Source organism: Nostoc sp. (assembly GCF_036919675.1).
In the GTDB taxonomy this organism is placed as follows: domain Bacteria; phylum Cyanobacteriota; class Cyanobacteriia; order Cyanobacteriales; family Nostocaceae; genus Nostoc.
Genome location: NZ_JBALCP010000029.1, coordinates 16,236 through 40,394, shown reverse-complemented (window position 1 = coordinate 40,394; position 24,159 = coordinate 16,236). Strand labels below are relative to the sequence as shown.

General features: G+C 41.3%; 21 protein-coding genes. 8 read left to right on the top strand and 13 right to left on the bottom strand.

The window, feature by feature from the left end:
• Positions 1 to 96: 96 nt before the first annotated feature.
• From V7K49_RS04170 to V7K49_RS04160, 3 genes are all read left to right on the top strand, one after another.
• Positions 97 to 501: a nuclear transport factor 2 family protein gene (locus V7K49_RS04170; RefSeq protein ID WP_334867281.1), complete on the top strand. Its 405-nt coding sequence runs from the start codon at positions 97 to 99 to the stop codon at positions 499 to 501.
• 271 nt (positions 502 to 772) lie between these two features.
• On the top strand, positions 773 to 1,015 hold the full coding sequence (locus V7K49_RS04165; protein WP_335204628.1) for a hypothetical protein: 243 nt from the start codon (positions 773 to 775) through the stop codon (positions 1,013 to 1,015).
• A gap of 352 nt (positions 1,016 to 1,367) precedes the next feature.
• The gene (locus V7K49_RS04160; protein ID WP_163937100.1) at positions 1,368 to 1,586 is read left to right on the top strand and encodes a hypothetical protein; all 219 of its coding nucleotides are present in this window, start codon (positions 1,368 to 1,370) and stop codon (positions 1,584 to 1,586) included.
• A gap of 42 nt (positions 1,587 to 1,628) precedes the next feature.
• Here V7K49_RS04160 and ribD read toward each other — a convergent pair whose 3' ends face one another.
• A complete protein-coding gene (ribD, locus tag V7K49_RS04155; RefSeq protein ID WP_335204627.1) occupies positions 1,629 to 2,843 on the bottom strand; it encodes a bifunctional diaminohydroxyphosphoribosylaminopyrimidine deaminase/5-amino-6-(5-phosphoribosylamino)uracil reductase RibD in 1,215 nt (404 codons plus the stop codon).
• A gap of 182 nt (positions 2,844 to 3,025) precedes the next feature.
• On the opposite strand from ribD, the gene V7K49_RS04150 reads away from it, so the two are divergent.
• Positions 3,026 to 3,157, top strand: a complete 132-nt coding sequence (locus V7K49_RS04150; RefSeq protein ID WP_334867289.1) for a hypothetical protein — start codon at positions 3,026 to 3,028, stop codon at positions 3,155 to 3,157.
• Here V7K49_RS04150 and V7K49_RS04145 read toward each other — a convergent pair.
• From V7K49_RS04145 to V7K49_RS04110, 8 genes are all read right to left on the bottom strand, one after another.
• The gene (locus tag V7K49_RS04145; protein ID WP_334867291.1) at positions 3,144 to 3,347 is read right to left on the bottom strand and encodes a hypothetical protein; all 204 of its coding nucleotides are present in this window, start codon (positions 3,345 to 3,347) and stop codon (positions 3,144 to 3,146) included. The two genes, V7K49_RS04150 and V7K49_RS04145, sit on opposite strands and share 14 nt — an antisense overlap.
• Before the next feature lie 80 nt (positions 3,348 to 3,427).
• The gene (locus V7K49_RS04140; protein ID WP_335204626.1) at positions 3,428 to 4,690 is read right to left on the bottom strand and encodes an NAD(P)/FAD-dependent oxidoreductase; all 1,263 of its coding nucleotides are present in this window, start codon (positions 4,688 to 4,690) and stop codon (positions 3,428 to 3,430) included.
• A gap of 389 nt (positions 4,691 to 5,079) precedes the next feature.
• On the bottom strand, positions 5,080 to 8,214 hold the full coding sequence (locus tag V7K49_RS04135; protein WP_335204625.1) for an SAV_2336 N-terminal domain-related protein: 3,135 nt from the start codon (positions 8,212 to 8,214) through the stop codon (positions 5,080 to 5,082).
• Positions 8,207 to 9,232, bottom strand: coding sequence for an AAA family ATPase (locus V7K49_RS04130; protein WP_335204624.1), 1,026 nt, complete (start codon positions 9,230 to 9,232; stop codon positions 8,207 to 8,209). The genes V7K49_RS04135 and V7K49_RS04130 overlap by 8 nt, the downstream gene beginning before the upstream one ends.
• A gap of 13 nt (positions 9,233 to 9,245) precedes the next feature.
• Positions 9,246 to 10,661 carry a VMAP-C domain-containing protein gene (locus V7K49_RS04125; protein ID WP_335204623.1) on the bottom strand — a complete coding sequence of 472 codons (1,416 nt, stop codon included), beginning with the start codon at positions 10,659 to 10,661 and terminating at the stop codon, positions 9,246 to 9,248.
• 20 nt (positions 10,662 to 10,681) lie between these two features.
• Positions 10,682 to 11,077 carry a hypothetical protein gene (locus V7K49_RS04120; RefSeq protein ID WP_335204622.1) on the bottom strand — a complete coding sequence of 132 codons (396 nt, stop codon included), beginning with the start codon at positions 11,075 to 11,077 and terminating at the stop codon, positions 10,682 to 10,684.
• A gap of 45 nt (positions 11,078 to 11,122) precedes the next feature.
• On the bottom strand, positions 11,123 to 12,151 hold the full coding sequence (locus V7K49_RS04115) for an effector-associated domain EAD1-containing protein (protein ID WP_335204621.1): 1,029 nt from the start codon (positions 12,149 to 12,151) through the stop codon (positions 11,123 to 11,125).
• 739 nt (positions 12,152 to 12,890) lie between these two features.
• On the bottom strand, positions 12,891 to 13,490 hold the full coding sequence (locus V7K49_RS04110; RefSeq protein WP_335204620.1) for an MBL fold metallo-hydrolase: 600 nt from the start codon (positions 13,488 to 13,490) through the stop codon (positions 12,891 to 12,893).
• Between the two features lie 198 nt (positions 13,491 to 13,688).
• On the opposite strand from V7K49_RS04110, the gene V7K49_RS04105 reads away from it, so the two are divergent.
• Entirely contained in the window at positions 13,689 to 14,858 is a 1,170-nt protein-coding gene (locus V7K49_RS04105; RefSeq protein ID WP_335204619.1) for a pyridoxal phosphate-dependent aminotransferase, read from the top strand.
• A 618-nt stretch (positions 14,859 to 15,476) separates the two neighbouring features.
• Here the strand turns inward: V7K49_RS04105 and V7K49_RS04100 are convergent.
• Positions 15,477 to 16,091 carry a Uma2 family endonuclease gene (locus V7K49_RS04100; protein ID WP_334867302.1) on the bottom strand — a complete coding sequence of 205 codons (615 nt, stop codon included), beginning with the start codon at positions 16,089 to 16,091 and terminating at the stop codon, positions 15,477 to 15,479.
• Positions 16,092 to 16,126: 35 nt separating this feature from the next.
• Here V7K49_RS04100 and V7K49_RS04095 point away from each other — a divergent pair, with 35 nt between their 5' ends.
• Complete coding sequence (locus tag V7K49_RS04095) at positions 16,127 to 16,261, top strand: hypothetical protein (protein ID WP_335204618.1); 135 nt, start codon at positions 16,127 to 16,129, stop codon at positions 16,259 to 16,261.
• A 215-nt stretch (positions 16,262 to 16,476) separates the two neighbouring features.
• Here V7K49_RS04095 and modB read toward each other — a convergent pair whose 3' ends face one another.
• The gene (gene modB, locus V7K49_RS04090) at positions 16,477 to 18,279 is read right to left on the bottom strand and encodes a molybdate ABC transporter permease subunit (protein WP_335204617.1); all 1,803 of its coding nucleotides are present in this window, start codon (positions 18,277 to 18,279) and stop codon (positions 16,477 to 16,479) included.
• A gap of 906 nt (positions 18,280 to 19,185) precedes the next feature.
• A complete protein-coding gene (locus V7K49_RS04085) occupies positions 19,186 to 20,088 on the bottom strand; it encodes a class I SAM-dependent methyltransferase (RefSeq protein ID WP_335204616.1) in 903 nt (300 codons plus the stop codon).
• 278 nt (positions 20,089 to 20,366) lie between these two features.
• Between V7K49_RS04085 and V7K49_RS04080 the strand changes: the two genes are divergently transcribed.
• The gene (locus V7K49_RS04080) at positions 20,367 to 21,878 is read left to right on the top strand and encodes a hydroxysqualene dehydroxylase (protein ID WP_335204659.1); all 1,512 of its coding nucleotides are present in this window, start codon (positions 20,367 to 20,369) and stop codon (positions 21,876 to 21,878) included.
• A gap of 107 nt (positions 21,879 to 21,985) precedes the next feature.
• Positions 21,986 to 22,348 (top strand): DUF6464 family protein, encoded by a 363-nt coding sequence (locus V7K49_RS04075; protein ID WP_335204615.1) that lies wholly within the window; start codon positions 21,986 to 21,988, stop codon positions 22,346 to 22,348.
• A 149-nt stretch (positions 22,349 to 22,497) separates the two neighbouring features.
• Here the strand turns inward: V7K49_RS04075 and fmt are convergent, their stop codons facing one another.
• Positions 22,498 to 23,502 carry a methionyl-tRNA formyltransferase gene (gene fmt / locus V7K49_RS04070; RefSeq protein WP_334867312.1) on the bottom strand — a complete coding sequence of 335 codons (1,005 nt, stop codon included), beginning with the start codon at positions 23,500 to 23,502 and terminating at the stop codon, positions 22,498 to 22,500.
• Positions 23,503 to 24,159: the final 657 nt, after the last annotated feature.

Here is a 24,159-nt window from a genome sequence, read left to right as displayed (position 1 = left end):
AGGTGCATGCAAGGTCTGAAATGATCAATCCTGGAACTCGCCAGAGGCATCTCTTAAATATGTGTGTAATACACTTACCCGACTCAAAGGAGAATCATGAATACACAAACATTGGTAGCTCAGGCTTACTCTGCGTTTAATCGGCGAGACATTGATGGCACGCTCGCGCTGATGAGTGAGAACGTCAGTTGGCCAAAGGCTTCAGAAGGCGGTCGAGTAGTCGGGAAACAAGACATCCGTGCTTACTGGACGCGTCAGTGGGCTGAATTCGATCCTTACGTGGAAGTGCTTCAGATCATCGACCGTGAGGCAGGCAAAGCCGATGTCAAGGTCCATCAACTTGTTAAAAATCTCAAAGGCGATGTCCTGTCAGATACGGAGTTGTGGCACGTCTATACCATCGCGAACGGCCTGATCGAAGGCATGGACATTAAGGAAGGCGAAAGCAACTCAGATCAAGGCCCGTCCGCGGCTTTTCCGGGGCACAATCGCGCGAAGTGACGGGCTTCGCAAAGCAAATGCCACGTTCGCGAACGTTTGTTGAACGTCGGTAACAAGCAAAGCACAGGGACGATCCCTTCTTGTAGAGCGCCGGACCTAGCCGGCGTTTTACAGCTTTGCAGCCTCGGCGGCCTCGGTTTGCTTAGCGATCGCCCCCACCAAATTGGACTTTTTTTCACATTATTACTACATATTTTGTCACTCCTTAGAGGTATTGACAAAATGAAAATAACCTTAAACTATCATCGATAATGCGGGCAAGAACGCCCTCGTGTTCATCCCGAAAGGAACCGTCCACGCTTTCCGCATAAACAGCGAGAGCGCCCGCCTGTTGAATCTCTACACCCCGGCCGGCTTTGAGCGCAGCGTCGCCATGCTCGGCGAGTTAACGCAGTCGAGGAACCTGCCGCCGCCCGGTTGGACTCAGCCGGAGGTGCCGGACGACCAGCGTGCAAGGCTGTTCGCCGATATTGGTATGCGACCGATCGCCATTCCCGACCCCTTCAGATCCTAAACGGACTCTATAAGACAGATTTAGTATTCAATATAGTCCTGAAAAAACTGGCTTTCTTGGGCTACAATCAACATAATTTCGGTCTTCGCAAACACAAAAAACCAGTTTTTAGAATTTAGTGGATTTGTTTTCTCGGATTTGCGACTAAATCCACGAAAATCTGTCTTTCCCATGCCTCAATTTCCAATCCCCATTTTTAAAACTGAGTTTTAAATTCTTAATCTTCATAAAGTTATAAATACCATTATTAAGTTTTTGATAATACTTGTCTCAGCCTCTACATTTATGTCTCAAGTGCGATCAAAATTGTGTAATCTGAAAACAACAAAGCTAATTATTCAATTGAGGTCTGATGACTCCTACGATTATGCGTCAGCTTTGGTCAGTGGTTGAAACTGCCCAAGCCAAGCTCCTGTTGCAACTGGATGATGCTAGCTTGGTGCAGTGGTTAGTGAAACAAACCGAAACGCAAGTGTTGTTAGATTCTAACGAAACTGATTTTCTGTGCCACTACATTCAATCTCGGCTAGCCCTTATCCGTGATATTGCCCATGAACGTCAGTGTTCATGATAGCAAAATCACGATGAATTAATTGATAGTCAAGTGTTATTACTATTGACTATTGGCTTTTTGGGGAAAATAACCTTCCACTAAGCAGTCAGAGCCTACTACACGCCAACGAACACGTTCTAGAGACAACGCCTCAGTCATGGTAGTAAAACCTAAATCACCCACAGGTGTGGGAGCAATACTACCACCAATGATTTTCGGGGCGATAAATGCTAGAACTTTTTGCACTGCTCCTTGAGCGATCGCACTAGCAGCTAAAGTCCCACCACATTCCCACAACACGCTACAAAAACCTCGCTCATATAAATACGCCATAGCTTTATCTGGTGTAAGGGATGTTAATTCCACCACCTCCACCCCAAGTTTTCGCAACAGTTCTTGAAAATCGGGGTTAGCACCCTCCTCTGTCAACACCAAAGTTGGAGCATCCGCAGTTTGCCACAGATGGGCATTTTCCGGTAAGTTGAGATGGCGACTCATCACCACTCGCAGGGGATTATGTGCCTCCACCTGATGGCTGGTTAAATAAGGATTATCCTGTCGGACTGTATTCCCGCCGACAATTATTGCATCACTTGCCGCCCGCAGTTGATGTACTTCAGTACGGGCTTCTTGGCTTGTCACCCAGGCGCTGTGACCAGAGGTAGTAGCAATTTTGCCATCTAAAGTCATGGCATATTTTAAAATTCCCAAAGGTCGTTTGTAGAGAATGCGATGCACAAAAGCTTCATTTAGCTGATGACAAGCTTCTTCTTCTACTCCTACCAACACTTCGATCCCCGCCGCACGTAAACGGGCAATCCCACCTCCAGCTACCAGTGGATTGGGATCAACCATACCCACTACTACTTTTGCCACCCCTGCTTGGATCAAGCCTTCCGAACAAGGGGGAGTCCGTCCGTAGTGATTGCAAGGTTCAAGGCTGACATAGATTGTTGCACCACGAGAGCGATCGCCTGCTGCTTGCAAGGCAAACACTTCGGCATGAGGCTCACCTGCACAAGGATGAAACCCTTCGCCGACAATCTCGCCATCCTTGACAATCACCGCTCCGACTAACGGATTTGGTGAAGTCCGTCCTAAAGCGCGGCGAGCAAGTTCCAAACACCGCAGCATCATGCGAGAGTCAAAATCACTTCCTACCTTTTCCTGCGGTGGTGAATTCGATCCAACTGCTGACTCCACTAAATGTATATTTTCCTGAGTGTAATTTGGTAAGGATGCATCTGCTTGAGCGACCACTGGGGAATTATCCATAATTTTAGGCAACACTGTAAATATTCTGCACGCGATCGCGCAGTCTTTTCACAGGAGAATCGCGCTTTGCCCCTGATAATTAAACAGAGTCAAATTCAGGTGCTATTATTTATTAGCTGTCTTAACTTGCATCGGCCTGTAATATTCAGATTACAATTGTTTTTGTAGCCTTTTTCATTTATTTGAACCACAATCTTCTGTTAGGTAGCACAGATATCTGTGCTACCCAGCCATTTACAGCGTCGCTGCAAGTTCGTGTAAGCGATCGCTTCCATCGCGGAAGACGGGCCAACTATCCCCTCAGTAAGAATTGATTCTCACCAGAAATTCTGGGAAATAAGAATCTGCTAGTTCTTTGACAGTCTCTTCAACGAATCCAGGGATGTTAAAAATGCGAGTGAATCCGTGATTAAAGTAATTCACACCGATGAGAATTCGCAGCAACAAATAGGCAATCGCAACATCTTTTGGTTTGAGACTAATGTAGGTTCTATTTTCAGTCATTGCCTGAACTCCAACTATGGTACGTCAACGGCGGTTGATTTCAATTGCAGGAATTTGGAAATATTTGGCGCTTTTGAGAGCTAACGTTCTTTCACAGACAGAATTAAGCGAACTGGGCGATCGCGTAACAAGTAAGTGTAAAGCCAAGTAAGTAACACTAGCAAACGACTGCGGTAGCCAGGAAGATATACTAAATGAACTCCTAGCCACATCAGCCAAGCCAAGCAGCCTGTAAAGGTAAATGCGCCAATTTTTCCCACACCTGAATAACAGCCAATAATCGCTAATCTTCCCTTATTGAAATAGCTAAAATGCTTTGGTGATTTACCTCGAAATTCCCGCTGAATATTTCGGGCTACAGCAACACCCTGCTGAACCGCTTCTGGTGCAACCCCAGTTAATGGTTTACCGTTCTGTTCCACATAGGCCAAATCCCCAATCGCATAAACATTGGGTTGCTCTAGCAATTGTAGTGTGGGATGAACAAGTAATTTTCCCTTATTTGCCAAAGATACCTCCTGAGATATTGTGGGAGAGTTTGCCTCTAACCCCGCAGCCCAAATGACGGTTGCAGTTGAAATTACTTCATGGTTTTGCAGATGTAAAGATTCAAAAGTCACTCTAATCACTTTTGTTTGTAGATAAACCTTCACTCCTAGCTGATGTAATCGTTTGTAAGTGTAAGCTCCCAACTTCTTTGGCAGATCGGCCAATAAGCGATCGCCTGATTGCACCAGAATCAATCTCACTTCCTTTAAAAGTATCCGATAATCTCGACGCAAGTGACCTCGAAGCATTTCAACGAAAGCACCTACCACCTCAACACCCGTTGGCCCACCGCCGACGATCGTAAACGTCAGCAGTTGTTGGCGTCGTGATGAATCAGATTCCTGGATAGCTCGCTCAAAACAAGAGAAAATGTGATTTCGGATTGCTATTGCTTCTTCTAGCGTTCTCATTGAGAAAGCATATTCCGAAGCTCCAGGAACTCCGAAAAACTGGGTTCGATTTCCAGTTGCAAGTACCAGAAAGTCATAGGTGATTACACAACTATCTGTTTCAACAGTTTGCCTTGAAAAATCAATTTGCTCAACCTCAGCCATCAAAAATTGAACCTTAGGCTTATTCCGGAGGAAAGAGAATCGCCGTAATATTGTCCGGATTGGGTAAGCAATGTATTCTGGTTCCAATTGACCTGTCGCAACCTGATATAACAACGGTACAAAGGTGTGATAGTTGTTGCGATCAATTAACAATACATCTACACCAGAATCAGCTAAAGATTGGGCAGCTTGCAACCCACCGAATCCAGCGCCAACAATGACAACGCGGCGACTGTTCATCGTTCCCCTCTTGATTTACTTAGCTAGTCGGTCAAGTTATTGACTGTCAATATATTGATAATAATCGCACTGAAATTAACTGACAGGGGAAGGATAAAGGGCGTTTCTAATTCAACCTAAGTTCAATAAACCTCTCCCTGCCTTGAACTTTAGTTCAAGTCTGTCCCTCTCCGACTCGGAGAGGGACAGGTTTTGCGTAGTAAAACCAGGGAGAGGTTTTTTCAGCGGATATGTAAGATGACTCGTAGAACTCACATTAATTCACTTAATTGTCAGTTTAGAACTTCCCAAGCTTAAATTTGAAAAAAAATTTATAACGCTCCGCTCCGCTTCGCTAACAAAGGGCAAAAAAAGAAGAGTAAAGGGTAAAAGGACTAAAGTATAAAGGGCTACTGAAGAATCCTCCCAACCCCGCAGACAATACGAAAACCAATAAAGTCGTTGCGGAGGTCGCGGTCGCCGTTGAAGCGAGACGCGGAACGGCAGTCTTTAGGAATGTAGTCCCAGGAACCGCCCCGCAGCACGACATTTCCTTGCTTTTGAGAAAGGTTATTATTATAATAGAACCAAGCACTGCCATCTGTTGGCGCACCTTCATAGTTATCGTGCCAATCATCAAGACACCATTCCCATACGTTCCCGTGCATATCGTACAGCCCAAAGGCGTTAGCTACCCCAAAACTCCCTACTTCTGTTGTTTCCCCTCGATATATTCCTTTCACCCCAGCACCATAAGTTTGGATAGCATGATAGTTGGCCAGTTCTGATGTGATTGTTTCGCCAAAATGAAATGGGGTAGTAGTTCTGGCTCTACAGGCATATTCCCATTCTGCTTCACTAGGTAAGCGGTAGCTTTTGCCTGTATGTTGGGAGAGGCGATCGCAAAATTCAACCGCATCGTACCAAGAAACTTCCTCAACAGAGCGATTTGCACCTTTAATATTAGATGGGTCTGGTTGTAGTTGTCGGTTAACTTGTGGGAGTGCGGCTACAGCTTTCCATTGTGCTTGTGTAATAGGATATCGCCCCATGTAGAAGCTAGGAACTGTTACCTGATGTCGTGGTCTTTCATTACTCCTACTCTCTAATTCATCCTCCGGGACACCCATCCAGAATGTCCCTGTAGGAATTTCTATCAGTTCAAGTTCAATGCCTTCTGCTAATACCTCAGTAATGCTCTCTGCTTGGCTTTGTTGACGGTTTATGATCCATTCTTCTTGTTTGCCTTTAGCTTTGTCTAACTGACTTTCTAGGGTGGCTATAGTGAACTGAATAACGCCTAAATTTAATCGTTTGCAAAGAGAATGCCCAAGTCCGCGTTCATCTTGCTGACGTATCTTTGAATCATATCCTGAACCATCCATAGAACCGCCGCCTGCAAGTCGGGCAATGTCCCAAGCCTCTAACTTTCTACTCAGAATGTCTCTATTTTCTATAGCTTCTTCGTATGTCACCAAAGTGAAGCCAGATGGACAAGTTTCGCGGCTAACTCTTAATATCTGATCTTCAAAATTAGACAAGCAACCTCTAAAATCTATTCTGCCTTCATTAGGATAATTCAACCATCCCTCAAATAACTTGCCTGTTTGATGTCCTGACCAAAAATAACTATTTTCACTATTTTCTTTAAAAGTAATGCTAGCAGCAGTGCGATTATTCTCAAAACTCCATGACAATTTTTGCTGTTCTGTTTGCAAATTTTCAATTACCGCCAAACCCAACCGCGAACGAAACTTCACTTTCCCTTGTGGAGAAATCAATAAAATTTCTGTGCCTTCATGCCAAGTACCAGTCTGTCCACCCCATTTAACTGCACAAGTGTATTCTCCTGCAACTAATTGGAAAATTGGTTGATTATTATCTAGTATTTTTTGTAATTTATTGGTTTCAATTTCTTCTGCAAATTCGGCATATTTTCCACCAAGATTGCGTAAAACTTCTACTGCAACATGGGCAAAAGGTAATAAATCTTCTTGTTTTTGTTGACTTAATTCTGGCAGATTTAAAAGCAGTGCAGTGAAGCTTTTAATGGATGATCCCATTTTTTCAGCGATGTATTCAGATACCACATCTAAAACCTTCTCGGTTTCCACTAAACGCATTGCCTGGTTGAGTAATTTTCGGACTTCTGCCACAAAATCATATTCATGAACTTCTCTATTTTTGACCTCTTCTTGATGCACAGAGACGGAAGAAGAAACATCTTGTTTTCTTTCAATCATGCCACTTAAAAAGACTTCTGCCACATTTACAGGTGTAGATTTAGGTAGCATAGTCTTTTGAATTAGATGCACTACAGGTAAACTCACAGGAACAGCTGCCATTAATCCAGCTAATCTTTGTGCTGTAGGTGAAGCGGTGGCTAAAAAACGATCTACTATTGCTTCGGGTGATGCTTCTGAAGATTGAGATATTACTGTTTTGTTTACTTGTTCTTTAACAAAATCAAGGTCTAAAACAATGGCTGGTGTTTGGATTCTGCCATAACCTGCAACCACTTTAGCCCATTCTTTGAGAGATTCAGGTTCTAGGGTAATAATAGGTAAATTTAAGGCTTGCTCTATATCTAAATCTTCCCTACAAATTAATTTAGAGTTAGGTACACCAGGGTTAAAAGCACTCAATTTCACTTTATAGCCGAAACTTAACTCACTACTTAACCACAGTCTTTCTGGGAAAAGCTGCATAATTGCAGTTGGAGATTGATTTGACCATTTTTGTAACCACTGATAGATAGTTTCTCGTTGCCAAATAGTAGATACACAATCACTGAGGAGTAAAATTAAGCCTCGCCCATTGCTATGATATAACTCTCGATAATTATATTGACAATGATTTTTTTGCTTTCCTTTTTTTCTGCTGACTAATTGTAAATTTCCTTGATGGTAACTTGATAAATTCCAAGTTCTGACAGTATGAAAGATACCATAATTCTCTAATATTTGGGTTAATTCATTAATAGTTTCTTGCCAAATAAATGAAGAACGGTTTTCTTCTACCACTAACTCAAGATTTAACCAGCGTTCAGGTTGAGGTTTAGTGATAGCCACCCAACTTTCCTGTTCTACAATCAAAGAATCTACAATCTGGTTAACAGTGGCTTCAACATCCAAAATTCTTCTAGAGTATGAAGGAACTTTACGCATGAGAGGACGCAAAGCTCTACTAATTTGTAGTTTGTTTGTTAAAGCCGGTGCAGCAGGAGCTTGAAAGGGTAAACCCTCTATATTTTCTTCATTTTGAGACCGTGTAGACGACGAATCTGAGGGTGGCGTATAAATATTAATAGACGGCTCAACTGGTTCAGGAGGCCGAATGTCTGTCTTTTCAAAAATGGTTTCGGTTTCTTTTGGAGCTTGAGGTGGTTTTTCTCTGATTTGAGTATTTTCTACTGCCATTTGCAAAGCTAACCAAAGAGTATCTGCTATATCCTCATCACTCAGTTCTAAACGTTTCCTTAAACCACTATGCTCCAAGATATTAACAAAACGTTTTACTGCGTCATAGTAAGAAGGTTTACTCATCTTCTTCAACCTGACCTAAATCTTGCAGCAGTTGTTTAATCAGTCCATCTTTGGTGTCAATGCGTCCTTTTGTCACCATAAATAGAGCATTGAGGAGTTGATCATTGGCTAGGGTTTTTGTATCTCTTTCTTTCATAAAATTCTCAACTAATGTATCAAGAGCTTCATTTGTTAATTTTGTGGAATTGTCAGGATCTGCTATTTCTTTACCTAAATGAGCCGCAATTATTTTAACTAACTGTTCTTTATCTGGCTCTTTCATAGTTAGCCGTAAACATCGTCTCAAAAATGGTGGAGGGAAATCTCGCTCTCCATTACTGGTTAAGATGACTAGGGGAAAAGTAGTACAAATTACTCTTCCTTCTATAATTTCGTGACTCTTATCTGCGGTATATGCAGTACGAACATTAACTTTGGGAATTTCTTTTTTTAGTCTAACTAACTCCTCGATGTCAAACCATCCTTCTTCAAAAACATTTAACAGGTCGTTAGGTAAATCAATATCGCTTTTATCAATTTCATCTATGAGGAGAATCCGGGGTTTTGTTGATGGGAGTAAAGCTGTTCCTAGAGGCCCCAAGGTGATATAGTTTTCAATGCTGCTGGCTTGTTGTTTCTTTTCGTCTTTTGGAGACAATGTTGAGGAATTTGGCTGCTGTTTAACTTCTTGTAATCGAGCGATCGCATCATAATTATATAATCCATCTTTAAGAATAGTTCGAGATGTGATCGGCCAATATAAAACTTCCCCCAACATCAATTCTCTAGCTACTGCATAAGCTAAGGATGATTTACCTGTTCCTGGTTTACCTGTTATCAATAAAGGTCGTCGCAGGTATAAAGCTGCATTGACTATTTTTATTTCTTCTTCACGAGGTTGAAAAGTTTCACCTCTTACTTGGCTGCGACTTTGATCTGGGTCAATTTCATTACCAAAAGGTCGCCACTTGGGAGATTTGGGTAATTCCCAATCATCGTGAGGTTTACTGTTTCCTGTAAAAATTTGCCAGTCAGTCATAAAATTAATCAGTTTAGAGTTTGTTTTCAGTTAATAGCTGTTCGGGTGGTAGTAAATCGGGGTCATCCCACAATAAGCATAAATGGTTAATATTCTTCTCACCTTGTGCTTTTTTGCTTTTCAATTGGGAGGGTAACTCTCTTAAAGATATATCATTATCTTCATTTTTTAAAATCCTATTGAATTTCTCTTCAATATCAGGAATCTGTTGACGAGTCCATAATGCTAGAGGAACAGCAGATTTGAAAAGAATTTTTCCTAATACCTCTCCTTTTTCAAAGACACTTGTGATTTTTACGGCGATAATGTTTTCCTGTTTGACTTGATCAAATAAAGTTTTTTGATTATCACTAGAGGCTAAAACAAAAACACTATTGGCATATTGTTTTAATTGATCCTTAAATGTATTTGCTTTTTCCCGCCATTTAAAAACGGGTGGACTTTTACCTCTTAATCTATCTGAACAACGAATTACTACTTCATACTCTTCACAAATTCCTGTACAAAAATCCTCTTCACCTTCCTCATCTTCCTCGGTTTTCCAAGAATCAAAATCATGATTTATTAATTCAGATGGCAATAAAACATGAATTTGTTTTATGGACTTATTAGCTTTAATTAAGCCTTGTTGGATTAAATTTATTGTAATTTTAGATAAATTGCTTAAATTTTTATCTGTAGGTATTTCTGATTTATTTTCAATTTTAAGTTGTTCACAATCAGAAAAAGATTCTCGATGATATTGGACTATATTTTTTATGAGCCATGCTTCAACAACATAATTATCCCCTGATTTACTAATTGCTATTATTAGACAGGGATGACATTGTTTCTCTCGTTGTCGTTGCTCTTTTTTTACCTGTTGAATTAATTCATCAAAGTCTATAATGTTTTCTTTCCCCCATTTTTCTAAATCATTAGATAAAGATGTTTCTGTGTTGAGCAAAGATAAATAGCCGACAAATTTATCTATATAATTATAATTACCTTGTATCGGCATATCTAACTCATTAATTATTTCTTCGACCTTTTGAGGTTTTGTTTTGTTAAGCTTACGTACTTGATATAAAGATGATTCATAAGCAGTAAAAATTATAGTTTTTTCTATTTCAAAGTATCCTTGTAATATATGAACAAGTTTGTCTAGCTTTTCATGGTTTTGATACTGTTGTTCAAGCTCTTGTAATTTAGAATTATCTGGTTTTTCTTGATAACAGGCTTGAAAAAGCTGTTCTAAGTTTCCGTTAGGAATTGCCCATTTAGTTACTAAGTTAAAGACAATATCTCTAAGACTTTCACCACCTGCGATCGCCTCCAGATTTTCCCCTAATTCAAAATTAACCACTATTGCCAAATCAGTTTTATCAGGATAAACGTGAATAATGGCATCTATTAAATATTTTTTCTTGTTCTCTAACCACGATTCCATAGCAACTCTATTTGTCTTGACTAACTTTTAACTTTACTTTCAATGGGGTTAATTAAAGGAATAATTAAGCTACATATAATCAATAAAATTGACCCATAAACAGGGCTATAAAAACTTAATGAACTAAAAGGTTCTCCTAGCGCAAATACCCAAACAAGAAATGCTATACTGGAAATAATAGTTTGTTTAACTGCTGGTGGTTTTTGTCGTTCAGATGTTTGCTGAAGAATATAAGCAGCAGTAATTACTGTAAAAATAATCAACAAAACCCACAATATAGTATTTGTAGGAATACCAGTAGCACTTTTAATTAATCCCGTAATGGCAATCCATCCGCCAACAATTTCTGTAGGAATATATTTAAGCAGCTTGGAAAAATAATCATCAATTTTCGCTCCCTCTCCCTTCGCTTCCAATTGGTCACTAATTATTCTACGTCCCATGTTTAACTCTTTAATAATTTAAGCTAAATCTGATTGTATTTCTTGATAAATAGCAGCAAACAAAATTCCTTCCCGAATTGTTCCAAAGGTTTTTGCTCTCTGGGCATGATGTAATGCAACTAAACACCAATCTTCATCAAAACAAGGTGATCCACTCGAACCTAAAGCCGTTTTATTAACATATTGAACTAAACCACTATCATGATAAACCCCTGTGATTCCATCGTGACTGATGGACAGTTTCATGGAATCACCTTCAGGATGTTGTAAAACACTAATTCCCATTTTCTCAATAGGTAACTTCCTCTCATCCCAACGCGCAGGTTTAATATTCTTTTCTTGGGTAATTTTAGATTCTACCTGTAATAAAATATAATCTAGATGTTCAGTTTTACTAAAACGTAAAATGGGTTTTTGGTTATCTAGTTTAAATGAACTACCATAATCTTTAACACCATTGTCTGAGGTAAAACAGCCAAAATTCAAAACCGCATCACGAGCGTTGTTTTCTTCATTAGGATGAAAAACATGATAATTTGTTAATACCTTATTAGGAGTAATTAAAACTCCTGTCCCCATAATATTGCAAGATGGTATTTCAATCCGACATACCGATGTAGATTGTTGAATTGCCCGTTTCAAAAATCCTACATCCCAGTAATCAAATTTAGGTTTTAGCCAATTTTGCAGTTGAATTTCATCAGTTTCCCCTTTCCAGTTAATATTGGGGCCAAAATCTGTTCTTGTTACCGGAACGTCAAGAATAAACCGTTTATTAATAACAACTGAGTCATAAAATTTTTTCAGGTCTTCATTACCAGGATTAGTTTCGTAGGCGGCTAAAATTAACCTATATGTTTTTCCTCTGGGAATAGCCCACCTAGTTAATAACTTAAAGACAATATCTGTAAGATTTTCACCACCTGCGATCGCCTCCAGATTTTCCTCTAATTCAAACTCAACCATCATTGCCAAATCACTTTTAGTGGGATAAGCACTAACAATGGCTTTAACTAACTTTTTGAGTTCAGCACCAGATAGGTTCATAATCAATCTTAAGAACTTATGTAAAAATAACTTGAACAATTGAGTTGACTGATCTTCAGCCTACGTAAAGCACAAGCCGCATGGAACTACTTTTTGACATCATTACTAATGTGCATAGCCACTAGTACAGCACGGCGGAAGTCAAAAATCACTTGTACTGAGCGTAGTTGAAGTAAAAATCAAAAGTCAAAATGAATACAGCATAAGTGTTTCGTTGATTTGGAATGGGTTGTTTATTTCCGCCGCACTGTACTAGACTATATTGTGTGTAAAAAAACTACAAGTAGACATAATTGAGTAAAAATGGATATTAGTATTAATAGCAGATTTACGGAAGTAGTGAAGGTTAAGAAATATAAAATCATGCCTAATGTGAATTAGGAAAAAAGGCTGGAGAAGTAAGAAGATCAAAGTTACTAGTACAGCACGGCGGAAATAAGCAGACCATTGAAAAGCCCTAAAGAGCTTATTCCATAATACTTTTGACTTTTGACTTTTGACTTTTGACTTCCGCCTTGCGGTACTAGCTTTTCAAATCAGACTTCCCCGATGACTAGCATAGATAATGGATCGCTAATCACAACAATTTTTGTCATAAGCAAGTAAAAAGCACAACACTGGTAAAACCAGAGGTGAAAACAAGTATGAGCGACAGTGAAATCATGACACGATCGCTGTTAATGGATTATCTGCCATTTCCGGCAAAAACACAGTTTCTCTGTTTCATTAGGGGAAACATTTACAACGTCGCCACAAGTTCCTTTAAGCGATCGCGTCCATCGCGGAAGACAGGCCAACCATCCCCCACTAGCACTGCTTCTACCCGACTCAGTTGAGCCAACCTCCGCACAGAAGCAACAGCCTCCTCTCGATTCAGCAGCTTATCATCTGGTAATATTGTCAAGCTACCTGCCTTGCGTGCCCTGACTAAATCCCCTGTAATCAAAGTCGTCTCCTCCAGTAGTAGAGCTAGTTCACCGGGAGTTTTTGAGCCTTGGAGTTCAATCACCTCCAATCCTGGTACAAATTCTTCACCATCAGACAGCCAGCGATCGCAATGTATGGGGAAAATGTCTTTTTCTGCCAGAGGCCCAGCTATTTTAGCATAAGTTTGATCGGCAATTTCTTTACTTGCCCTGACATGCTCGGAATTCGTCAGCACAATCCAAACTACACCACCGAGGGATTTCAGATGATTCCAATCATGGTTAGATAGGGCTACTGGGTCAATCAAGATGTTGCCATCTGGGCGAATCCAGGCAATCCCATTGAAATCAATATTTCTTGCCGGATTGAAATTAGACCAGCTATAAAGATCGGGACGGTGCAAAGATTTCATGATGATTCTGGATCGGTACTTCAGTAATTGACTATTAATATCAATAATTAAGTATATAGATTATTAAGGTTGCATTCTCTATAAATTTGGAATTTGAGTATACTACGATAAATCTATCGATATTATGAATTTTATTTGGTTTACAGAAATTTCCGCATAACTGCAATAGAGATCAACGGAGGTATAGGGGTGAGTGAGATGCAGCGCCAAAAAATATCAGCGAAGGCAGACCAGTTTAGAGAGTCGGTGATTCGGGAAATGACGCGGGTAGCACTGCAACATGGTGCAGTGAATCTAGCGCAGGAGTTCCCTGATTTTCCCTGTCCCTTGGAATTGAAACAAGCAGCTTACGAAGCAATACAGGCAGATGTCAACCAGTATGCCATTACTTGGGGCGATGGCCCATTTCGTCATGCGATCGCCAACAAAGTTCGTTGGTATCTCGGCTTAGATATCAATCCTGAAACCCAAATCACTGTTACCTGCGGTTCCACAGAAGCAATGGCAGCTGTGATGCTAGCGACAGTCAATCCCGGTGACGAAGTAATTATATTTGAGCCGTATTACGAAAACTACGGCCCTGATGTGATTTTAGCTGGTGCTAAACCCCAGTACGTAACACTGTATCCCCCCTATTGGACATTTGATGAATCACAGTTGCGTCAAGCTTTCAATGCCAATACCAAAGCTATTATTATCAACACACCTCACAACCCTACAGGTAAAGTCTTCACCCATGAAGAACTCACCCTAATTGCTGAACTTTGTCAAAAGTGGGATGTGTTAGCGTTTACAGACGAAATCTACGAACATATTCTCTATGATGGCACTCAACATATTGCCTTAGCGACCCTTCCCGGTATGGAAGAACGCACCGTTACCATTAACGGTTTATCCAAAACTTACAGCGTCACTGGATGGCGAGTCGGCTACATTTTCGCAAACCCCGAATTGACAGGAGCGATTCGCAAAGTCCATGATTTTCTCACCGTTGGCGCTCCTGCACCATTGCAACGAGCCGGAGTTGCCGCCATGCAACTGCCACCATCCTATTATCAAGAACTAGCCAAACTTTATCACCAGAAGCGAGACAGGATTTTACAGATTCTAGATCAAGTTGGCATTCCCTATTTCGTTCCCAAAGGAGCTTATTACGTTCTTGCAGATATTTCCAAATTTGGCTACAAAACTGATGTTGAATTCACTTATCATCTAATTAAAAATATTGGTGTTGCCGTAGTTCCTGGTTCCAGCTTTTTCAGCCAACCAGAAAAAGGACATTCATTGATCAGATTTTGCTTCAGCAAAAAGCCTGAGACATTACAAACAGCTAGCGATCGCTTACTAAAACTCCAATCAAATCTATAACCCACATCCTAACATGACCCCTCAGAATATAATCGCCTGAGCTTGTAATGCGATCGCATCTAGTGGGACTTAGACAAAAAACACCCCTAAAATAGCCTCAAATGTATATATAGAAATACTTTGACATCGTTTTACTTGTTTTCTTTATATATCTGGGTTTGGGCTATTTTTGAGCATTTGGTGTATTTACATTACTCTGCATGGGTTTGAGGCTTGTTTCTCACTCAAAAATGTTTAAGTCCCGCTAGTTGTTCGTTGCTTGTTTAGCACAAAACAATCTGCTCTTTAGGGATTCCCGCCGCAACTCTCATCTACAGCAACTCCCTCATATAAGCCATCATGCAGCAATCCAGAGCAAGCGATCAATCATTAAAGATGCACGCGATCACTATACCAACATTAAAATCAGCTACCTCTTGCAAAAAATGCAAGAATATAAATAAATCGCCATTCTCACTTTTGTTAGCCTGTTGCACGAAGAGAAAAGCGATCGCCCAAAGCAGTATTTCTTGAGCGCGTATCTTTAGAGCAAAGAAGTCGGATTAACAGGCGAAACCAAAGGATGAAAGTGCCACTCCCCTGGCAGATTGCAGATGTCATCTAGGAGATATTCAATTTTCAATCCCACACCCGACGCAAATTCAACACAAAACCCGGTAACACCGCTTCACCGGACAACTCAGTCGGATTCTCCAATACTTCCACTGCTAATCCCGGTCGATAAATTTCCACCCGTCGCTGCTGCGGATCGATTAACCAGCCCAGCAGAGCGCCATTGTCAATGTACTCCCTCATCTTAGATTGCAAAGACCCAAGCCGATCTGAGCTAGAGCGTAACTCTACAACAAAATCCGGGCAGATATTAGGAAACGTTCCTTTTTGTTCTGGAGTGAGTGCCTGCCAACGTTCTCGGCTTACCCAAGAGGCATCGGGGGAGCGAGTCGCACCATTGGGTAAAATGAAGCCAGTCGAGGAGTCAAAGGCTTTACCCAAATCTTCGTTTTCTTCGTACCAGCGATCGAGTTGTCCAGTGAGGCTGCGGTTGCGTTCTCCAGTTTCCCAACCCGTTGGTGGGTTCACAATTAACTCTCCATCTGCGGTTTTTTCTAATGTCAAGTCTCGGTTGGCTGCTGCTAATGCTGCAAACTGTTCCTGAGTGACGTACAACCCGATTGTCTTAGGCAACTCAATCAATAGGGTTTCGGTTTCTGGACTGGCGGGTGTCTGTACCATCTTGACCTCTTACACAATAGGGATTTAAGTGAAAGATGCCTACCCTATTAACTAACACATTCTACACGCTTGTCTTCGCGATCGCCTCTGGCACTGTGCGTTCTCTCCTGACGCCAGGTATGACAATCAACCCTGGTACAGGCAAAAAGGAGAACTCAATCCACCTCTGACTCTAAATCTTGCTGCAAGCGCATAGTATTGATATACTTTCTAACTTGTACGCTAGTATATGGTCTAATTGCAAAATATCAGCAGCGATCGCCTTTTAGCCGATGGGATTCTTAACTTCACAGGGAACTGGAGTTTGACGACTTCCAGGTCGTAGTCTAACCCAACTCTCCACAAGCATTTTATGCAATGCCCCCTGTTACGTGCATCTCTGCGTTCATTCCATCAAAATCAAGCGCAGAGGATCTAAACGCACATACCAAGGAAAAGGTTGGTCTTTCATAGTCGCCCATTTTTCTTTGAAGACTTCAGCTTGCAGATGGTAATCTTGAGAATTCTTGCCAGCAGAATGTAGTTTGAGAAACAACGTCATTCGATGGGGCGTTTCACTTGTTCGTACTAGCCAACAGGGAAAGGTATTTTCCTGTGATGAGTCGTTGGTAAAAATGAACTGATGGGCACGAATGCCGACGTGGGATAATTCGCTCTTGGCTGGTTCAATAACTTGAAGAGTACAACCCCAATCAGTCGCTTCTACCTGTTGTGATGACTGGAGAACAGCACGGGAGAAGTTCTTACATCCGGTAAGTTGGGCGACACTCACAGTAGCTGGATGCTGGAAAATATCATGTTTGCTGCCATAATGAACGGCTCTACCATGCTCCAATACCAACAGATTCGGGCAAATCCGATAAGCTTCTTCCATATTATGGGTGACAAATAGAGTCACACCTTGGTAGCCAGCTAGAGTTTCTGTCATTTGCTCCTCTAATTGACTACGTAGATGGGTGTCAAGTGCCGAAAATGGCTCATCCAAAAGCAATGCTTCCGGTTGACTTGCTAATGCTCGTGCTAAAGCTACCCGTTGTTGTTGACCCCCAGAAAGTTGGTGCGGATAGCGATCGCCTAATCCCTGCAACTGCATGGCTAATAGTTGCTGTTCTACCTGCACCCTAATACTTCCAGCAGATAGTTTTTTGGGCAAGCCGAAAGCGATATTTTGCGCCACACTCATGTGCGGAAAGAGGGCGTAATTCTGCACTAAAAAACCGATGCGGCGATCGCGACTGGGTAAATTAATCCCTTGTTCGGAGTCAAACAGGACTCTACCATTTAAAACTATGCGTCCACAAGAAGGCGTTTCTATCCCCGCAAGGCAGCGCAAAATCATGCTCTTACCTGCTCCAGAACCCCCTAACAATCCCAAGGGTTGCTCATCAGTAGTGAAAGCAACTTTTAAATGAAAGCTAGGAAGTATTTTTTCAATATTGACAAACAATCCACCAGATTCAAAGCTAGAGTGCGGGTTGTAGAGAATTTCTCCCCCCGCTCCCTGCTCCCTGCTCCCGCCTCCCCTTCTCTTTTCCCTCAATTCTTGCCAGAAGTTGACTGCAATAATTCCAGATAGAGAAATCACCATAATTGCGATCGCCCAAAACCAAGCTTCGTTCATTGCTCCCGCTTCCACAGCAAAATAAATCGCCATTGGGATTGTCTGCGTTTGTCCGGGAATATTACCAGCCAGCATCAAGGTTGCGCCGAATTCTCCTAAAGCACGGGCAAAAGCTAGCATTGTGGCGGCGACAATGCCGGGTAGGGCTAGGGGTAAACTGATGCGCCGAAAGATTGTGGCTTCGGTTGCACCAAGAGTTCTGGCTACTCGCAGCAGATTACCATCTATTTGTTCAAAGGCTCCCAATACAGTTTTATACATCAACGGGAAAGAAACTACGGTAGCTGCGATCGCTGCACCATACCAAGTAAAGACGATGCTGAAGTCAAAAGCCAGCATGAGTTTCCCTACGGGACCATTTTTCCCAAAAAATAGCAGCAACAAGAAACCGACAACCGTGGGTGGTAAGATCAGGGGCGCAATAAAGATACCCTCAATCAACGATTTACCTTTGCCACGATATCCCAGCATCCAGTAGGCAGCAGCGATACCCAAGAAGAAGGTGATAAATGTAGCAAGTAATGAAGTTTTGAGTGATATCCAAAGAGGCGATAAATCCAATGGCATAGTTGTCTGGGGAAGAATTAGCTCAACTAATCCCTAATTTACCAACTTTAATCTCAATATTTTGCTAAAAGTTGGTAAATTACATCACAAATATAGCAATCCTGAATCATTCGTAAGAAACAAGATCCCCGACAACTTTTACGAAGTCGGGGATCTTCGGCTTGCAATTCTTACAAATCAAATATGATAGCGATGGGCTGAAGAGACTTCTGGCATCATAATGACCTCAGAAGGCCCAGAATTACAATTAGAGTAGTAGTTGGTGAAAGCGATCGCCTAATAGGAGTAAGATCACTGAAGCTGAAATTATTGAGTTTAGTAGTAATAATCAAGTTGTTCAACTTTTTGATAATCTATTGTATGAACTAAAAGGCATAATCGAGCAATAAGGTTGATCAAGATTCAAAAAGTCTATCTGGTAAGCTTTTTGAAAAAATCTTGGTCAAGCTTGAGGCACTAAAAGGGGTGAAGAGTTGATTTTAGCATCCAAAACTTTGATTGCCCCAATATCATTTATGGACAAGTTAGTAAATCAGGAAAGCACACTCTGCAACATTATCGTGGCTTAATGACCTATATATTTTGGCTACTGACAACGAGATAGTTTCTTACAGAAGTTTTCATTTATTTGAACCATTGTCGTAGGGGCACAACATTGCTCATACGTGTCAACTTAAGGCAAAAGCCAGTAAGCGAACAAGCTTTTAGAGGTACCTCGTTCCCAGTCTCCGACTGGGAATACCTAATGAGAGGCTCTGCCTCAAGACTAGCGGCAGAGCCGCAATTGAAGAGCATTTCCAGCCTCTGGCTGGAAACGAGGTTTTAAAAGAGTTTTAGCTTAAGTTGACCCCAATGAGCAATTCTGTGCCCGTAGGGCGTGGTCTATTTACCTGAAAATAGCTGTAATTAGTCCAGTTGAGTGCTGTAGGCACTAAAACCATAAGCCAAAGTTTCTTTTAAAGCATCTGATGGTTTAAGACTTCTGTTAATAGCATTAGCAAAGGGTACTGGGATTCCTTTAATAGTTTCCGGCAAAATCGCATATTCTTCCGTTGGTTCGACAATATATTCTGGACACTTCGTTTGGATGCCAGCAGTCGCTAACATTTCATTAATTTCAGCGGCTGAATATTGCTTGAGATAAACTGGGTTTCTCACAAATGGGTTCAGCCTTCTGATAAAATTATGGATAATATGAGAAGGACAAGACTTGTTGTGAAAGGAATGATTGAAAACAAAAATTCCACCAGGTTTTAGTACGCGAGATATATCAGCCAACAAATTTCTTAATTGTGCATCTGGGATATGCATAAAGACGCAGTTAGAAATTACCAAATCTATAGAATTTTCTTCTAAGGGCAATATTTCAGCAGAATCGCAAATCAAGTTAAATTCAGCTTCTGGAAAAAAATTATATTCTTGTTTAACTTTGATTAACCGCCGCAATAAAGGTTCAGAAATATCAATTCCATAATATTTTTTGCATCTTAGATTTTTAGCTTTTGAGAGATGTAAAGGTGCGCGACCATAACCAGAACCAATCTCCAGAATAGAGTCAAAAGATTTATTCGACGGAAATTTGTTCCAAGTACCTCCAGGCGTGCCAGTTAGCAGAGTGTAATCTTGTTTGATGGGCGATGTTTCTGCAATTTTTTCAATTTTTTGGGAACCATAATATGTTTTACCAATTGCGTCCCATGTTTTTTTATGTTGAGTATTATTCAATTGTTCATAGTCACTAGGAAAATAAATGCCATCTCGTAATTCAAAATCATTCAGACTGGATTTTACATTTGCTAATTGAGTCATTAGGATTATTCCTTATGAATAGTTAGTTCTGTTTTCTGTTATACTCTTAACTCAGCATTAACCGCAAGGGATTTTTACTGAACTGCTTCCCCTTAGCCTTTTTTCAAAGTTTATAGCTGTTTTCAATTCGATGGAATATATATCGTAGGGGCGCACAGCTGGGCTACCAAAGCGCGTATTGCATCCAAAGGAAAACCGCTGTAATAGCAACCCGTTATCTGATGAGAGCGGCAAGTTCGTATACATTAGTTAATGGACTGCAACAATCGGAGGCTGGGATGGTAGAAGGGTCAGAACAAAAACGGGTGGTAGTTGTAGGTGCAGGTTGGGCTGGTTTGGGAGCAACCTACCATTTGGCAAAACAAGGCTATGATGTGACCCTTCTAGAAGCAGGCCCCTATCCCGGTGGATTGGTGGCAGGTTGGCAAACAGCCGCCGGAAAATCTGTTGAAGCTGGCATTCATGGCTTTTGGTATCCTTACAAAAATATTTTTTCCCTAATCAATGAATTAGAAATTAATCCTTTTACTACTTGGACTCGTTCTTCGCAATATTCGCCAGCAGGTTTGGAAGTTGAATCACCGATTTTTCAAGACTTACCGCGACTCCCCTCCCCACTAGGAACTTTTCTCTACACTCAGTTTAAACGGCTGCCACTAATTGACCGTCTCAGCGCCCTGCCTTTACTTTATGCTGTTGTTGATTTTGACAATTCTGATGATGCTTGGCGGCGCTATGACTTTGTAACTGCCCGTGAATTGTTCAAAGACTTTAACGTTTCTGCACGACTTTACCGTGAGGCTTTTGAACCAATGTTATTAGTGGGCTTGTTTGCCCCTGGTGAACAATGTTCAGCCGCAGCAACTTTAGGGATGCTTTACTTTTTTATTCTGGCTCATCAACCAGATTTTGATGTGGTTTGGTGTCGGGGAACTGTCGGGGAAAAGATATTTCGTCCTTGGGTGGAACGGATTGAAAAAGCTGGTGTGCGAGTGTTATCTAAGCGCCGAGTTACAGACTTAATTGTTGATAGTAATCATCGAGCAAAGGGTGTAGTTTGCGGTGATGAAGTAATTGAAGCAGATGCCGTAATTTTTGCGGTTGGGATCACGGGGATGAAGAAAATTGTCTCAACTAGCCCTAGTTTACAAAGCCGTGAAGAATTCCGTAATTTGAGCAATTTAGGAGCAATTGATGTTTTAGCAACACGACTATGGTTTGACCGCAAAATTGATATTCCTCGTCCTTCTAATGCTTGCTTTGGATTCGACACAACTACAGGTTGGACATTTTTTGATTTGAATGCTCTACATGATGAATATCAAAATGAGCCGGGAACAGTAATTGAAGCTGATTTCTATCACGCTAATCAGTTTCTCAGTTTGAGCGATGAGGAGATTTTACCAATAGTTCAGGGTTATTTAGCAACTTGTCTGCCAGCGTTTCGGGAGGCAAAGATCATTGATAGCAGTGTAATTCGGCTACCTCAGGCGGTGACTCACTTTGCACCTGGTAGCTATCGTTATATGTTGCCCGCTAAGACAAGTTTTGAGAATGTGTTTATGAGTGGGGATTGGATTGTAAACCGTCATGGTTCCTGGTCACAGGAAAAGGCTTATGTTACTGGTTTGGAGGCGGCGAATTTGGTGGTGTCTTATTTGGGAGAAGGTCAGCCATCTGAGATTTTAGCTGTAGAAGAGGATGAAGTGCATATACAAGTGGGGCGATCGCTCAACCAAACTTTGCGTGACTTGGGCAAATCTATCCTACCTGACTTTTGGTTGCCGTAATCCTTAGGGGCGCCAAGAGTGAATCATTAATTGTAATCTAAATTCGGTAAGCTAAAGAAAGCTATTGCGATACCATCCTTATAATGTAAATCAAATCACATAAGCTTATGGAGTCAGACTCTTTACAAACCGAAGTGATTCTGACGCACCCGCGTGAGTCCCTCGGTAGAGTGCAACTTGATTGGACACCCCAACCCGGAAACTATCTCGATTTTCAAGGTAAAACCTATGCAGTTTTAGAGCGCCGCCATCGATACCAACTTAAAGCTGGGCGATACCGTTTGCATAATATTGCCATTTACGTGCAGTCGGCTAAACGACCATCTGAGAAAAGTTTGGTTGAGGGACGTTGGGTAATTGGTGATGCCACCTGCTGCTACAATGCTCATTCAGAAATTATTCGCTGTGCAGTTAACCCAGATGGCCCTTGCAAATCTTGTCGCTTTTATGAAAAGTTAGGAGTTATTTAATTTTAGATTTTAGACTTCGGCTTCTCTACGAGACGCTGCGCGAACGCTCAGTCGAACGATTTTAGATTTTAGATTTTTTTTAATCCAAAATCCAAGTTGCGCTTCTAGCGCACCAAAGGTGCAACCTAAAATCTAAAATTGGCAACCCCTCAACTGCCTACACCAAAAACTTCTCCCACAGTTAAGCGGGTACCATTAACAAAATCCCATCCCGACTGGGGACGTTTACCAGCTAGCTGAACCTCTCGCAACAGCAACAAACCTTCCCCAGTTTGGACGATCGCCCCAATTCCTTTGGCAATGCTCACTACAACTCCCGGTCTGTCTGATATATTTGACAAATCAGGCAATTTATGAATTAATTCTTGTAATTCTGGTGGTAGCTCGCGATCGCTTACAGAAGCAAGGGGAGCAGAAGCGGTGATTTTTAACAGGTTGTTACGAAAGCTAGCAGTGCTGTTAGGGTAAAAGCCTTTGATTTGATTGTGTAATTGGATAGCGCTTTTTGACCAATCCAAACCATAATCTTGTTTTTGAATCAGAGGGGCATAAGTAGCTGCTAAATTATCTTGGGCAATTGGTTGAATTTCCTGACGTTCCAACTTCAACAGAGTTTCCACTAACAGATCCCCACCGATCACAGCTAGTCTTTCGGCTAAATCTTGGGCATTATCCAGTAATCCTATCGGTGTAGTGGCTATTTGTAGCATCGCCCCAGTATCCATCCCCACATCCATTAACATAGTTGTGATCCCCGTTTCCCTCTCACCGTTATACAAACACCACTGAATCGGCGCTGCACCGCGATATTTGGGTAAAATCGAGCCGTGCACATTAATGCAGCCTAACTTTGGTATATTTAGGATTTTTGACGATAATATCTGTCCGTATGCAACAACAACAAACACATCTGCGTCTAATTGTTTGAGTTGGGTTAAAGTTTCAGTGTCTTTTTTCACCCGTTCGGGTTGCCATACTGGTAAGTTGTGAGCAGTAGCGATCGCTTTTACAGGTGTTGGCGTAAGTTTATTTCCGCGTTCCCGGCGTTTATCTGGTTGGGTGACAACTGCCAACACGTCAAATTCTGAATGATTCAATAACTTTTCCAACGTGGGCACAGCAAACTGTGGTGTACCAAAGAATACAATTTTCATTAATAATTTAGTTGTTAATCGTTAGCCATTAGTTAATGGTAAATAATATCGGCTGTTTGGTGATAGAATATTTTCGTATTGGTGAAACCAAAGGCTGGAATATTTAACTTAATAGTTAAGTTGACAAGTGTAACAGCTAATATAAGCTGCATCTGCCTTTAGTGAGCCTCATAGTTTAGTGGTGTATCGTCACGAGCCGCTAGAGCATCTACCGAGTAAATTTTCTTGTGTTCCCGATTATTTTTCCCAAATTGGCGTTAAATACAGTTGAGTTTCTAAAAAACTATTGCTTGTTTTAGCTATTTTTGTAGTTGAGATTGCAATTTATAACTTTGGGTTGCTGACAACAGTATTTTCTGAGTATGATGTATTATGCATCGGCTTTCCCAGGTTTTCTACGTAACGCCTCATGTTTACCATTATCAGGGTTTGCGCTGTTATATTTAATGTGTAACCTGGCTTGTTTGCTGCCTAATAGCGATCGCTATTATGATCCCCAATAGCCGAGTTATCTCATTCTTAATTGCCAGCGTCATCGCCTGAGCTATACCCGGAATATCCCTTAACCAATACCTGTTTTTGGTGTGGTTGGGTATAGGAACTGCAACACTCTATATCGTGTAGTAATTACTGAGTTTTCAGCATATTTACTATACT

Bases quoted from the DNA above. Each gene is read 5' to 3' on its own strand.
- V7K49_RS04080 (WP_335204659.1), top strand. From the start codon at position 20,367: ATGGTAGAAGGGTCAGAACAAAAACGGGTGGTAGTTGTAGGTGCAGGT.
- V7K49_RS04095 (WP_335204618.1), top strand. From the start codon at position 16,127: ATGCCTACCCTATTAACTAACACATTCTACACGCTTGTCTTCGCGATC.
- V7K49_RS04115 (WP_335204621.1), bottom strand. From the start codon at position 12,151: ATGAACCTATCTGGTGCTGAACTCAAAAAGTTAGTTAAAGCCATTGTT.
- V7K49_RS04140 (WP_335204626.1), bottom strand. From the start codon at position 4,690: ATGAACAGTCGCCGCGTTGTCATTGTTGGCGCTGGATTCGGTGGGTTG.
- V7K49_RS04100 (WP_334867302.1), bottom strand. From the start codon at position 16,091: ATGGTACAGACACCCGCCAGTCCAGAAACCGAAACCCTATTGATTGAG.
- fmt (WP_334867312.1), bottom strand. From the start codon at position 23,502: ATGAAAATTGTATTCTTTGGTACACCACAGTTTGCTGTGCCCACGTTG.
- V7K49_RS04075 (WP_335204615.1), top strand. From the start codon at position 21,986: ATGGAGTCAGACTCTTTACAAACCGAAGTGATTCTGACGCACCCGCGT.
- V7K49_RS04135 (WP_335204625.1), bottom strand. From the start codon at position 8,214: ATGAGTAAACCTTCTTACTATGACGCAGTAAAACGTTTTGTTAATATC.
- V7K49_RS04105 (WP_335204619.1), top strand. From the start codon at position 13,689: ATGCAGCGCCAAAAAATATCAGCGAAGGCAGACCAGTTTAGAGAGTCG.
- V7K49_RS04085 (WP_335204616.1), bottom strand. From the start codon at position 20,088: ATGACTCAATTAGCAAATGTAAAATCCAGTCTGAATGATTTTGAATTA.
- V7K49_RS04145 (WP_334867291.1), bottom strand. From the start codon at position 3,347: ATGACTGAAAATAGAACCTACATTAGTCTCAAACCAAAAGATGTTGCG.
- V7K49_RS04160 (WP_163937100.1), top strand. From the start codon at position 1,368: ATGACTCCTACGATTATGCGTCAGCTTTGGTCAGTGGTTGAAACTGCC.
- V7K49_RS04125 (WP_335204623.1), bottom strand. From the start codon at position 10,661: ATGGAATCGTGGTTAGAGAACAAGAAAAAATATTTAATAGATGCCATT.
- modB (WP_335204617.1), bottom strand. From the start codon at position 18,279: ATGCCATTGGATTTATCGCCTCTTTGGATATCACTCAAAACTTCATTA.
- V7K49_RS04110 (WP_335204620.1), bottom strand. From the start codon at position 13,490: ATGAAATCTTTGCACCGTCCCGATCTTTATAGCTGGTCTAATTTCAAT.
- V7K49_RS04130 (WP_335204624.1), bottom strand. From the start codon at position 9,232: ATGACTGACTGGCAAATTTTTACAGGAAACAGTAAACCTCACGATGAT.
- V7K49_RS04170 (WP_334867281.1), top strand. From the start codon at position 97: ATGAATACACAAACATTGGTAGCTCAGGCTTACTCTGCGTTTAATCGG.
- ribD (WP_335204627.1), bottom strand. From the start codon at position 2,843: ATGGATAATTCCCCAGTGGTCGCTCAAGCAGATGCATCCTTACCAAAT.